9 protein-coding genes and 1 pseudogene are annotated in these 13,231 nt (G+C 68.1%); 7 read left to right on the forward strand and 3 right to left on the reverse strand.

The window, feature by feature from the left end:
• Positions 1-184 (forward strand): annotated as a pseudogene (locus F3J14_RS19440) (DNA polymerase/3'-5' exonuclease PolX); the annotation flags it as partial.
• 13 nt (positions 185-197) lie between these two features.
• On the opposite strand, the gene ald reads toward F3J14_RS19440, so the two are convergent.
• Positions 198-1,313, reverse strand: coding sequence for an alanine dehydrogenase (ald, locus tag F3J14_RS19445; protein ID WP_166724397.1), 1,116 nt, complete (start codon positions 1,311-1,313; stop codon positions 198-200).
• 352 nt (positions 1,314-1,665) lie between these two features.
• On the opposite strand from ald, the gene F3J14_RS19450 reads away from it, so the two are divergent.
• The 5 genes from F3J14_RS19450 (at position 1,666) to F3J14_RS19470 (ending at position 8,573) form a co-directional block, all read left to right on the forward strand.
• Positions 1,666-2,082, forward strand: a complete 417-nt coding sequence (locus F3J14_RS19450) for a DUF3995 domain-containing protein (protein WP_166724398.1) — start codon at positions 1,666-1,668, stop codon at positions 2,080-2,082.
• A 635-nt stretch (positions 2,083-2,717) separates the two neighbouring features.
• The gene (locus F3J14_RS19455) at positions 2,718-3,455 is read left to right on the forward strand and encodes a gluconate 2-dehydrogenase subunit 3 family protein (protein WP_166724399.1); all 738 of its coding nucleotides are present in this window, start codon (positions 2,718-2,720) and stop codon (positions 3,453-3,455) included.
• Positions 3,455-5,233 (forward strand): GMC family oxidoreductase, encoded by a 1,779-nt coding sequence (locus F3J14_RS19460; protein WP_011658664.1) that lies wholly within the window; start codon positions 3,455-3,457, stop codon positions 5,231-5,233. The genes F3J14_RS19455 and F3J14_RS19460 overlap by 1 nt, the downstream gene beginning before the upstream one ends.
• A complete protein-coding gene (locus F3J14_RS19465; RefSeq protein WP_166724400.1) occupies positions 5,230-6,648 on the forward strand; it encodes a cytochrome c in 1,419 nt (472 codons plus the stop codon). Before F3J14_RS19460 ends, F3J14_RS19465 begins: the two co-directional genes overlap by 4 nt.
• 209 nt (positions 6,649-6,857) lie before the next feature.
• Positions 6,858-8,573 (forward strand): cation:proton antiporter, encoded by a 1,716-nt coding sequence (locus tag F3J14_RS19470; RefSeq protein ID WP_166724401.1) that lies wholly within the window; start codon positions 6,858-6,860, stop codon positions 8,571-8,573.
• Positions 8,574-8,761: 188 nt separating this feature from the next.
• Here the strand turns inward: F3J14_RS19470 and F3J14_RS19475 are convergent, their stop codons facing one another.
• Together F3J14_RS19475 and F3J14_RS19480 are read right to left on the reverse strand one after the other, a co-directional pair.
• Complete coding sequence (locus F3J14_RS19475; RefSeq protein WP_166724402.1) at positions 8,762-10,654, reverse strand: penicillin-binding protein 2; 1,893 nt, start codon at positions 10,652-10,654, stop codon at positions 8,762-8,764.
• A 342-nt stretch (positions 10,655-10,996) separates the two neighbouring features.
• Entirely contained in the window at positions 10,997-11,344 is a 348-nt protein-coding gene (locus F3J14_RS19480) for a DUF3564 family protein (protein ID WP_166724403.1), read from the reverse strand.
• A gap of 626 nt (positions 11,345-11,970) precedes the next feature.
• Here F3J14_RS19480 and F3J14_RS19485 point away from each other — a divergent pair.
• Complete coding sequence (locus tag F3J14_RS19485) at positions 11,971-13,182, forward strand: SDR family oxidoreductase (RefSeq protein WP_166724404.1); 1,212 nt, start codon at positions 11,971-11,973, stop codon at positions 13,180-13,182.
• The last annotated feature ends 49 nt before the right edge of the window (positions 13,183-13,231 follow it).

The following is a 13,231-nucleotide window of genomic DNA, read 5'->3' on the forward strand; positions in this document are numbered from 1 at the left end:
TTGCGCGGACGATCTCGACAACCTCGGATACGGTGTCGGACAGGCGCGGCGCGGCTGGCTCACGCGGCACGACGTGCTCAACACGCGCACGCTCGCGCAACTGCGGCCGCTGCTGGCGCGCACGATGGGCGGTGCGGGCAGCGCGGGCGGCACGTCGAAGCGCGACCGCCCGAAGGGCGCGTGACGGCGCGCCAGGCTCAGGCCAGCACGTCTTCCGCCGGGACGTACGGCAGGCCGAGCGCGAGCGCGACGGCCTCGTACGTGACGTGGCCGTCGCACACGTTCAGCCCCGCGCGCAGATACGGGTCGTCGGTCATCGCGCGTTTCCAGCCTTTGTCGGCGAGCGCGAGCGCATGGCCGAGCGTCGCATTGTTCAGCGCGAACGTCGACGTGCGCGCGACCGCGCCCGGCATGTTCGCGACGCAGTAGTGCACGACGCCGTCGACGACGAAGGTCGGCTGCGCATGCGTCGTGGCGTGCGATGTCTCGAAGCAGCCGCCCTGGTCGATCGCGACGTCGACGACGACGGCGCCCGTGCGCATCGTCGCGATCATGTCGCGCGTGACGAGCCGCGGCGCCGACGCGCCCGGCACGAGCACCGCGCCGATCACGACGTCGGCGTCGCGCACGGCTTCGTCGATCGTATGCGCGTTCGAGCAGACGGTCGCGATCCGGTTCGCGAAGATCAGGTCGAGCTGGCGCAGCCGGCCCACGTTGGTGTCGAGCACGGTGACGCGTGCGCCGAGGCCGACCGCCATCTGCAGCGCACCGGTGCCCACCACGCCCGCGCCGAGCACCACGACGTGCGCGGCCGGCACGCCTGGCACGCCGGCCAGCAGCACGCCGCGGCCGCCGCGCGGGCTTTCGAGGTGCGTCGCCGCGACCTGGATCGACATGCGTCCCGCGACCTCGCTCATCGGCGCGAGCAGCGGCAGCCCGCCGCCCGGGCCCGTCACGGTTTCGTACGCGATGCAGACCGCGCCGGACTTCACGAGCGCGGCAGCCTGCTCGGGATCGGGCGCGAGATGCAGATACGTATAAAGGATTTGCCCGCGCCGCAGCATGGCGCACTCGGCGGCCTGCGGTTCCTTGACCTTGATGATCATGTCGGCGCGCGCGAAGAGGTCGCGCGCGTCATCGCACAGCGCCGCACCGGCGGCCGTGTAGTCGTCGTCGAGCAGGCCGATCGCGGTGCCCGCGCCGCGCTGCACGAGCACGTGGTGGCCATGCCGCGTGAGTTCACGCGCGCCGGCCGGCGTGAGGCCGACGCGGTATTCATGGTTCTTGATCTCTTTCGGCACACCGATCAGCATGAGTCGTCTCCTTGGGTATTCGTCATTGTTGTCGTGCCCGAGCGCGCTGCGATCGTCCGACCGTGCGTGCCGGCGAACGGCACGTGTGCGACGAGTGCGCATGCACGGTCCGATTGCCGTATTGGAATAAAAGGGTAGTGGTGCCCCGAGGGAAGTCAAGCGGCGGCCCGCCGCGACGGTGCGCGCACTGCACCGCAGCACGCGGCGTGGCGCATTGCGACCGGACGTCGCAATGCGCGCGGCACGCGGTTTGGGTATCGTCTTGTGTGCCGCGGAGCGGGGCTGCGTGCCGGAATCCTTCCGGCTGGATCACGCGACACAACGACACGATGAAGCAAGGAACCTTACCGACATGACGGGCGCGTATTTCAGCGTGCCGACGCTTTGCGCGATCGCACTGGTTCACCTCTACTGGGCGTTCGGCGGAAGGCTCGGCAAGCGGGCGGCCATTCCGGAACAGGACGGCGTCCCGCTGCTGCGGCCGAGCGCGCCCGGCACGCTCGCCGTCGCGGCGGCGTTGCTGGCCGGTGCATGCGCGGTGGCATCGCGCGCGGGCTGGCTGTGGCCGAACCTGTATCCGGGCGCGATCGCGTTCGCGGTCGTTGCGCTCGCATTGATCTTCGCGGTGCGCGCGGTCGGCGATTTCCGCTACGTCGGCTTCTTCAAGCGAATCCGCGGGTCGCGTTTCGCGCGGATGGACAGCCTCTGTTACTCGCCGCTTTGCGCGGCGCTCGCGTTGTCGATCGCATCGATGCTGTGGCCGTGGTGAGCGCCGGGCCGATCGGGGCGGCCATCTTGCAGCGAGCGAACCCATAACGCGCGTCGCAGCGCCTCCACGAAAGCACCGATCGGGGCGTTACTCCTGAAAACGACCTGCGCCGACCGGGCGAAACCCGCGCCTGCGTCCGGCCATTCCCGCAAGCAACGACATGATCGGGCTGCGGCTCTTGCGTATTCCGGCTTCCGCATTTTTCAATTATTGCGATTTTCGATGCAATGAATTGCATCTAACCCTTTGGAAATGGAACCGGTTCCATTTATAATTCGCGGCACTCGTCGCCAGGCCCCAAATGAGGGTCGTGCACGTTGCGCTTGCCGTCGGCCGGCGCGGCGTCTAAGTTGAACCAAGGCCATGGCGATGGCGGGTAAATGACGTGAGAAGCCCGGCATTTGTCCGACGATAAGGCCCGCGAAGAGGTCGACCCGCGTGGCGCGCCCGAACCGGCGCGCCCGCGGCTGCATGATGGCGCCGTCACGCAATGCGCGGCCGGCGCCCGCATCGAGAGTGTTCGCAACACAGCAGGAACAGGATGGCCGGCCGCGTGCGGCATGGCTACCGGTCGGGCATGGCGCGCGCGGAATGCGCGTCCCCGAACCACGCTCCCCAACGATCAACATCCGACCATGTCCACGCCACCCGACAAACCCAATTCGCGTCGCCGTTTCCTGCGCACGTCGGTCGCGCTCGTGCCGATCGCGTCGGTCGCCGGTTGCGACCTGCGCTCGTCGTCGTCCGCGACCACGGCCGGCAATGCGTCCACCGCGTCGGCTGGCGCCGAACGCGCGCCGTACAAGCCGACTTTCTTCGATGCGAAGGAGTGGGCGTTCGTCCAGGCCGCCGTCGACCGGCTGATCCCGGCCGACGCCGAAGGGCCCGGCGCCCTCGAAACCGGCGTGCCCGAATTCATCGACCGCCAGATGGAAACCCCGTACGCGCACGGCGCGACGTGGTACATGCAGGGGCCGTTCCAGCAGGGCGTGCCCGAGCTCGGCTATCAGCTCAAGCTCGTGCCGCGCGACATCTACCGGCTCGGCATCGCGGCGGTCAACCGCTATTGCGAGAAGGCGCACGGCAAGACGTTCGCCGACCTCGACGCACCGACCCGCGACACCGTGCTCGGCGCACTGGAGAAGGGCGGCGCGCAGATCGACGACGTGCCGTCCACCGTGTTCTTCGGCCAGTTGCTGCAGAACACGCGCGAAGGTTTCTTCTGCGATCCGGTGCATGGCGGCAATCACGACATGGCCGCGTGGAAGATGATCGGTTTTCCGGGCGCGCGCGCCGACTTCATGGATTTCGTCAACCAGAACGGCAAGCCGTATCCGTACGGCCCGGTTTCGATCAACGGGGAGCGCAGCTGATGGCCGCAGAAAAGAAGCCGCACGTCGATGCGGTGATTGTCGGCTTCGGCTGGACCGGCGCGATTCTCGCGAAGGAACTGACCGAAGCGGGCCTGAACGTCGTCGCGCTCGAGCGCGGCGAGTATCGCGACACCTATCCGGACGGCGCGTATCCGAACACGATCGACGAGCTGACCTACAACGTTCGCAAGAAGCTGTTCCTCGATCTGTCGAAGACGACCGTCTCGATCCGCCACGGCGTGCAGGACACCGCACTGCCGTACCGGCAGCTCGCCGCGTTCCTGCCGGGCGAGGGCGTCGGCGGCGCGGGGCTGCACTGGTCGGGCGTGCACTTCCGGATCACGCCGGAGGAACTGCGCCTGCGCAGCCACTACGAAGAGCGCTACGGCAAGAAGTTCATCCCGGAAGGCATGACGATCCAGGATACGGGCGTCAGCTACGACGAGCTCGAGCCGTATTTCGACTTCGCGGAGAAGGTGTTCGGCACGTCGGGGCAGGCGTACAAGGTCGGCGGCAAGGTGGTCGGCGACGGCAACGTGTTCGAGGCGAACCGCAGCGACAACTTCCCGCTGCCCGCGCAGCTCAACACCTATTCGGCGCAGCGCTTCTCCGACGCGGCGAAATCGCTCGGGCTGCATCCGTACCGGCTGCCGTCGGCGAACACGTCGGGGCCGTACACGAACCCGTACGGCGTGCAGATGGGGCCGTGCAACTTCTGCGGCTACTGCAGCGGCTACGCGTGCTACATGTACTCGAAGGCGTCGCCGAACCTGAACATCCTGCCCGCGCTGAAGCAGGTGCCGAACTTCGAATTGCGCTCGAAGTGCCACGTGCTGCGCGTGGACCTGGACGACACGAAGAAGCGCGCCACGGGCGTCACCTATGTCGACCCGGCCGGTCGTGAAGTGCATCAGCCGGCCGATCTCGTGATCGTCGCCGCGTTCCAGTATCACAACGTGCACCTGCTGCTGCTGTCGGGCATCGGCAAGCCGTACGACCCGATCTCGGGCGAAGGCGTGGTCGGCCGCAATTTCGCGTACCAGAACCTGTCGACGATCAAGGCATTCTTCGACAAGGACACCTACACGAACCCGTTCATCGGCGCGGGCGGCAACGGCGTCGCGGTGGACGACTTCAACGCGGACAACTTCGACCATGGCCCGCTCGGCTTCGTCGGCGGCTCGCCGCTGTGGGTGAACCAGGCGGGCGTGAAGCCGATCAGCGGCATCGCGACGCCGCCCGGCACGCCGCAGTGGGGCTCGGCGTGGAAGAAGGCGGTCAAGGACAACTACGCGCACACGATCTCGATGGATGCGCACGGCACGAACATGTCGTACCGCGACGTGTACCTCGACCTCGATCCGACCTATCGCGATTCGTACGGCCAGCCGCTCTTGCGGATGACCTTCGACTGGAAGGACAACGACATCAGGATGGCGCAGTACGTGACCGGGCAGATGAAGAAGATCGCGGAGGCGATGGGGCCGAAGGCGATCGGCGTGTCGACGCGCGAGTTCGGCAAGCATTTCGATTCGCGCGCGTATCAGACGACCCACCTGGTCGGCGGCGCGATCATGGGCACCGATCCGAAGACGAGCGTGCTGAACCGCTACCTGCAGTGCTGGGACGTGCACAACGTGTTCGTGATGGGCGCGTCGGCGCTGCCGCAGGGCATCGGCTACAACCCGACCGGGATCATCGCCGCGCTGGCCTACTGGTCGGCACGCGCGATCCGCGAGCAATACCTGAAAAATCCCGCCCCGCTGGTGACCGTATGAAGAGGACAGTGAACCATTACAACGCCGCGCGCGGCATGTCCCCGCTGCGGCGCGCACTGGCGATCGGCACGGCCTGGGCGGCGCTCGGTCTCGCCGGCGGGTCGGCCCTCGCGCAACCGGCGGCGCCGGCTTCGGGCCCGGCAGCGGCACCGGCCGCGCAGTCGGCCGACGCGAACCTCGTCAAGCGCGGCGAATACCTGGCCCGCGCCGGCGACTGTATCGCGTGCCACACGGCGAGCGGCGGCAAGCCGTTCGCGGGCGGCCTGAAGTTCGACACGCCGATCGGCGCGATCTATTCGACCAACATCACGCCGGACCCGAAGACGGGCCTCGGCGGCTGGACGCTCGAGGACTTCACCCGCGCGGTGCGCGAGGGCGTCCGCAAGAACGGCGACACGATGTACCCGGCGATGCCGTTCCCGTCCTACGCGCGCCTGAGCGACGACGACGTGAAGGCGCTCTACGCGTACTTCATGCACGGCGTGGCGCCGGTCGAGCATGAGAACCGCGCGGTCGACATCGTGTGGCCGCTGTCGATGCGCTGGCCGCTGACGTTCTGGCGCAAGCTGTTCGCGCCGACACCGAAGCCGTTCGATGCGACGCCGTATACCAATCCGGTGATCGCGCGCGGCGCGTATCTCGTGGAGGGGCTCGGCCATTGCGGCGCGTGCCACACGCCGCGCGCGGTGACGATGCAGGAGCGCGCGCTGACCGATGCGGGCGGCCTCGACTTCCTGGCCGGCGGCGCGGCGATCGACGGCTGGGTGCCGACGAGCCTGCGCGGCGAGCCGCGCACCGGGCTCGGCGCGTGGACCGAAACCGAGATCGTGCAGTTCCTGAAGACCGGCCGCACGCTGCGCACGGCCGCGTTCGGCGGGATGACGGACGTGGTCGGCCATAGCATGCAGCACATGACCGACGACGACCTGACCGCGATCGCACGCTACCTGAAGACGCTGCCGCCGCGCGTGCAGGGCGAGCAGCCGCACGTGTACGACGCGGCCGCCGCGAAGGCGCTGCAGGGCGGCGACGCGAGCAAGCCGGGTGCGGCTGTCTATCGCGACAACTGCATGGCCTGCCACCGCAGCGACGGCCACGGCTACACGCGCGTGTTCCCGGCGCTCGCCGGCAACCCGGTCGTGCAGGGCGAGGATCCGACCTCGCTGATCCACGTCGTGCTGGAAGGCAGCGCACTCGCGGGGACGCGCACCGCGCCGTCGACGTTCACGATGCCGCCGTTCGGCTGGCGCCTGTCGGACCAGGAAGTCGCGGACGTGTCGAACTTCGTGCGCACGAGCTGGGGCAATACGGGCGCGGCGATCACGGCCGCGCAGGTCGCGAAGGTGCGCAAGAGCGTGCCGTCGACACGACCGGAACCGCCGCCGGGCGCGCGGTTCCCGCAGGCATCCCGCTGACGCGGGCGGCGGCGCAGCCGGCCCCGCCCGATCGATCCGTCTCGCGGCGCCGGCCGGCGCACGGGACGCGTTCCGTCCGACCGGGGTTGTACCCCGCAATGGCGCGCCGCCGCGTGAAAATTTCGCGGCGGCGCGCCATTCTTCCGCCTCATCCCTTATCCTTTCATTCTTGAACCTTACTAAATCGTTACAAGAACCTGGGAGGGGGGATGCCTCATGACGTCAGCCTGATTGCGTTGCTTGCGGCCGGTTTCGGTCTCGCGATGATCTTCGGTTACCTCGCGTCGCTGCTGAAAATGCCGCCGCTCGTCGGCTATCTGCTCGCCGGTATCGTGATCGGCCCCGGCACGCCCGGTTTCGTCGGCGACCTGTCGCTCGCGCAGCAGCTTGCCGAAGTCGGCGTGATGCTGCTGATGTTCGGTGTCGGCCTGCATTTCTCGCTCGGCGATTTGCTCGCGGTGCGCAAGATCGCGCTGCCGGGGGCAGTCGTCCAGATTACCGTCGCGACGCTGCTCGGCGGCGGGCTTGCGCTCACCTGGGGCTGGAGCCTCGGCGCGGCGCTCGTGTTCGGGCTCGCGCTGTCGGTCGCGAGCACGGTCGTGCTGTTGCGCGCGCTGGAAGGGCGCGGGCTCGTCGAGACGGTCAACGGACGCATCGCGGTCGGCTGGCTCGTCGTCGAGGATCTCGTGATGGTGCTCGTGCTCGTGCTGCTTCCGCCCGTCGCGGGGTTGCTCGGCGGCACGCCGCCCGGCGACGCGCACGCGGCCGGCGGCAGCGTGTGGGGCACGCTCGGCGTCACGATGCTGAAGGTCGCCGCGTTCATCGTGCTGATGCTCGTGGTCGGCAAGCGCGTGTTCCCGCGCATCCTGTGGCTCGTCGCGCGCACCGGTTCGCGCGAGCTGTTCACGCTGTGCATGATCGCGGCGGCGGTCGGCATCGCGTTCGGCGCGGCGAAGCTGTTCGACGTGTCGTTCGCGCTCGGCGCGTTTTTCGCCGGGATGATGATGCGCGAATCGGAATTCAGCCGGCGCGCGGCCGACGAGACGCTGCCGCTGCGCGACGCGTTCTCGGTGCTGTTCTTCATTTCGGTCGGGATGCTGTTCGACCCGAAGGTGCTGCTCACCGAGCCGCTGCACGTGATCGAGGTCGCGGCGATCGTGCTGATCGGCAAGACGCTCGCGGCGGTCGCGCTCGTGATTGCGTTCCGTTATCCGCTGAACACCGCGCTGACGGTCGGCGCGGGCCTCGCGCAGATCGGCGAGTTCTCGTTCATCCTCGCGGGTCTCGGCCGGGCGCTCGGTTTGCTGTCGGCCGAGGGGCAGAGCCTGATTCTCGCGGTCGCGCTGATCTCGATCGCGATGAACACGCTGCTGTTCGCGATGATCGATCCGGCGCTCGCCTGGATTCGCAAGCATTCGGCGTTCGCGCGCAAGCTCGAGGCACGCGACGATCCGCTCGCCGCGCTGCCGATGTCGACGCCGCAGACGCACCTGACCGGTCAGGTCGTGATCGTCGGCTACGGCAAGGTCGGCACGCGCATCGCGCACGCGCTGGACGAGCGCGGGATCGCCTATGTCGTCGTCGAGCAGAATCGCGAACTCGTCGAGAAGCTGCGCGGGGACGGCGTCGCGGCCGTGTCGGGCGACGCGATCGAGCCGGTCGTGCTCGTGCAGGCGCATATCGCGCGTGCCGGGATGCTGGTCGTCACGCTGCCGGATGTATTCGACGTGCGGCAGATCGTCGAGATCTCGCGCACGCTGAATCCGACGCTGGAGGTCGTGCTGTGCACGAACAGCGGCGACGAGGCCGACTTGCTGTCGAGCGAGGGCGTCGGCACCGTGTTCATGGGCGAGAGCGAACTCGCGCGCGGGATGACCGAGCATGTGCTCGGCCGGATGGTCAAGCCCGTGGCGGCTGCGCACTGACGGTTGCGCATACGCGTATTCGACGACCCTGCCACCCGCCCGGCCGCGTTCGCGCGGCCAGCGGGATCGCGCCGGCTGTCGTGACTGCGCCGGCCGTCGGGACGGCGAAAGGGGGCATGAGCGGCATTCGACGCGGCGAATAGCGGACGCATTCGCCGGCAGCCGCGCCCGGTATCACGCGATGGGTTTCAGCCTGCCGCCTTCGCCTGTACGATCGCGCCGGATTGCGCGGCCGTCTTCACCAGCGTCGCCGCCTTCTGCGCGGTCGCCGTCTTCGGTTGCACCGCGGCCTTCGGCGCCGCGCCTGGCTTCTGCGGGGCCGCGCCCTTGGCCGGCGCATTCGGCGTCGGCTCGACCGGCGCATCGGGCGGCACGCCGAGCAACTGCAGCGCGCCGCTCGTGATCGACGAGAACACCGGGCCGGCCACCGTGCCGCCGTAGTAGCCCTTGCCGCGCGGCTCGTCGATCATCACCGCGACGATCAGGCGCGGGTTGCTCATCGGCGCCATCCCCGCGAACAGTGCGCGGTACTTGCCCTTCGCATAGGTCGCGCCGACCTGCTTGCGCGCCGTGCCTGTCTTGCCGCCGATCCGGTAGCCGTCGACGCGCGCGCGGCGCCCCGTGCCGCCTTCGCCGACCGCCGACTCGAGCATCGAGCGGATCGCCGCCGCGGTTTGCGGCGACGTCACGCGGTGCCCGCGACGGGCGTCCATCGTCAGCGGGTCGGTGCCGCTCTTCAGCAGCGACACCGGGTGCAGCGTGCCGTCGCCCGCATAGGCGGTGTAGGTCTGCGCGATCTGCAGCAGCGACATCGACAGCCCGTAGCCGTACGCCATCGTCGCCTGCTCGATCGGCCGCCAGCGCTTGTAGCCGCGCAGGCGGCCCGAGGCGACGCCGGGGAACGTCAGCTCCGGCGCGCGGCCGATCCCGTATTCCTGGTACTTGTTCCAGATCGTTTCGGCAGGCAGGTTCAGCGCCAGCTTGGCGAGCGCGACGTTGCTCGACTTCTGCAGCGCCTGCGAGACGGTCAGCGAGCCGTGGTTCGACGTGTCGTGGATCACGGCCGGGCCGATCTTGTAGGTGCCGGGCGACGTGTTGATGATCGTGTTCGGCGTGACCTTGCGCTCGTCGATCGACAGCGCGACGACGAGCGGCTTGATCGTCGAGCCGGGCTCGAACGTGTCGATCACCGCGCGGTTGCGCAGCTGCTGGCCGGTGAGCCGGAAGCGATCGTTCGGATCGAAGGTCGGGTAGTTCGAGAGTGCGAGGATTTCGCCGTTCTGCGCGTCGAGCACGACGACGCTGCCGGCCACCGCGTTGTTCTCGAGCACCGCGGCCTTGAGCTGGCTGTACGCGAGCTGCTGGATGCGCCGGTCGATCGTCAGTTCGATCGTCGCGCCGTGCTGCGCGGGGACGAGCGGGCGCGTGTCGGACACGATGCGCCCGAGCCGGTCGCGGATCACCTCGCGCTGCCCGGACGTACCCGACAGCCGCGCATTCGCCGCGAGTTCGACGCCTTCCTGGCCCTTGTCCTCGACGTTGGTGAAGCCGACCACGTGCGCGGCCGACTCGCCTTCCGGATAGAAGCGCTTCGAATCGGCGATTTGCGTGATGCCGTCTATCGCGAGCTTGTCGAGCCGGCTCGCGGTATCGGCGTCGATCTGCCGCTTCAGCAGCACGAACGTACGGTCGTTGCGCAGGCGGCGTTTGACTTCCGCGAGCGGCATGTCGAGCAGCTTGGCGATCTGCGGATAGTCGATTTCGGCGACCTGTTTCGGGTTCGCCCAGATTTCATAGGTCGACAGGCTGACCGCGAGCATCGCGCCGTTGCGATCGACGATGCGCCCGCGCATCGCGTCGAGCTCGATCGTGCGCTGGTAGCGCTTCTGGCCTTGGCCGACATAGAAATCCTGGTTCGCGACCTGCACCCAGAACGCACGCCCGATCAGCGCGGCGAATCCGAGGGACACCATGATCACGACCAGTTTCGAGCGCCACATGGGCAGGCGCGACGCGAGCATCGGATGCTTGGTCGCGGCGGCGTACGGATCGGCAGGGTGGGTCTTCTTTTTCACGCTCATGCAAGGGCCGGGTCGGGCCGCCGGGACGGCGGCAAGTCAGTCTGAATAATGCGATTGTAATAAATGAGTAAACATTGTGTGGGGAAAGTATGTTTCGGCCCCGTAAAAGAGGGGCGACGGTAGGCTGGGGCGAGCGGAGAAAAGCGGGAGGGAGGCTGGAAGGGCGGCGCGGCGCCCGACGAAATCGGGGCGGACCATTTGATTAACCCGGCCCCGATTATTTTCGAGGCCGGAAAATAAAAATCGCCTCGAAGCGAGGCGACTTTATTTCTGAATATCGAAATGAATATCGCGGAAACTGGAATAAACCCCAAAACCGCAGAGGAATGCCGTCAGCAATACCTAGCGCGCGACGGAAGTAAATTCGTGGTTTTCCGACTCCGCCGTGGAGCGATCGACCGCCTGCAGACGCCACGCGCCGTCAGGGTGCTCGCCGGCGAGCACCGCGGGCCCCTGCTCGCGCTGCGTCGCATTGGAAGACAGGCCCTTCAATTGGCACACCGCTTTCCCGCCGTCGGCCGGGCAGAGGGCCATGGCACCCTCTACGTCCCGAATCTTGCCCCAGGTCGGAAGATCGATGCCCTGGTGTGCCTCGCGCGACCACAGCCCCTCGTCGGTATCGACCCACAGCACTGCGAACGCGTGTCGGGTTGCCGATTCGCTGCCGTTAATGCGAATAGTGAGGCGCATTGGATCGTCTCCTGAAGAAAAAGACACATTTGACCGTTTGGGTTTGACCAGTCTAGATAGACTGCGGTGAAACGCAAGTGATAATCCTCAATAAATCCCGATTAATTTTATTGGCGTTTGCAGATGGAACGACGTCTGACGATTCCTCGCGATCCGACGCCGCGTGCACACGGAGGCGGCAGTGCGATGCGGGGCGCCGTGACCGCGCGATCGCGCCCCCGGACATGCGATGACTCGGGGGAAGTCCGAGTCGAAGGGTCGCACCGAAGCGATGATCCGAAGGGCACCCCGGCCGCTCGTCCGCACAAGCCCGCCGAACGCGAACGCCGAACGCCGACCGACCGGACGTTTGAACGATTCGACAGCCAGCCGGCACGACACACTCCGACATTCGCGTACAAATCCACACACTTTCACGAAACTTTCGGGACAGACTTGCGAGCGATCGGGCCCCACACTTGGCGTTTCCCGATCCCGCGCCACGAGACGCGATCGACGCGATCGCGGACCGCAGCGCGATCGGGACTGCCGGGGCGAGCGTCGGCCCCGGCCCGGCCGAGCGCCGCGTGCGACCTCGCCATCCGGGGCAGCCGCGTTGTCCGGCCGACTCTTCGAAGGAGACTATCGTGCTGATCTGGAAAACCGCGTTGTCGCTCAACTGGCGCACGAGCCTCGTGTCGCCGGCCAGCGCACCGGTCGCGGCGGCCAACGTCGGACACCTGGTGCTCACCGGCGCCACCGGCTTCATTGGCAGCACCGTGCTGACGGCGCTCGTCAACGCAGGATTGCTCGAACGGATCGTGTGTGTCGTGCGCGCCGAGAATCGCGGCCATGCGGTCGCGCGTCTGCGTGAAGCGGCGCTGCGCGCGGGGCTCGCGCCGTACTGGGCGTCGCGTCTGGGCGACGCGAACGTGGTCGTCGGCGCGCTCGGCGACGTCTGGCAGGGCGCCGACGCGCCGCGTCTCGCCGGCGCGACGCACGTGATCCACTGCGCGGGCCATGCATCGCCGGCCGACGGCGCGCACCTGCAGGCGGACATCGCCGACTCGCTGGGCTTCGCCGCTCACTTTGCGCACACGCCGCGGCTGCAGCGTTTCGTGTATGTCGGCACGGCGTATGCGCACGCGGGCCGCGGCGGGATCGTGCATGAGGACGCGACGGGCTTGGCGGCGAGTGGCGCGGTGCAGGGCAGCGACGGGCTGCCCGGCGCGGTGCTCGCGGCGGACTACCTGCACGCGAAGGCGGAAACGGAACAGCGCCTGCGCGAACTCGGGCTGCCGCTCGTCGTCGTGCGTCCGTCGCACGTCGTCGGTCACACGGTGCTCGGCACGCGTCCCGCGCCGAATTCATTCTGGATGTTCCGCGTCGCGCACGCGGCGCGCCGCTTCACCGCGCGGCCGATGACGCGCATCGACATCGTGTCGGTCGACGACGTCGCGCGTGCGACGATGCTGCTGGCCGTGAAACCGACGCTGATGCACGACGTGTACCACGTGTCGGCCGGCGACGAGGCGCCGCAGGTCGCGCAGATCGTGCGCGCGATGGACGAAGCGGCGGGCATGACGGGCGCGCCGCGCTACGCCGCTTGCGCGCCGGCCGAACTGCCGCTCGTGGTGCGTGACGTGCTCGGGCGGCCCGATCCGGCGCTCGAGCGCGTGATCGGCCGGGCGTTGCAGCGTTGCGCGGAATTCGCGACGGTCGATCGCGTGTTCGACAACCGCCGCGTGCGCGACGAAATCGATTTCGAGCCGCTGCCGTTCATCGATTACGTCGAGGAATGCATGCGCACGTCGCGCGGCGTCGCGGTGACCGAGCTGATGCGCGGCGCGCTGCACTGACCGCCCGCGCGATCCCGGGCCTGCCGGTTCAGGTTCGCCGCCGCTGGCC

Origin of the sequence: Burkholderia sp. Tr-862, assembly GCF_011753085.1 — a bacterium.
Lineage (GTDB): Bacteria > Pseudomonadota > Gammaproteobacteria > Burkholderiales > Burkholderiaceae > Burkholderia > Burkholderia ambifaria.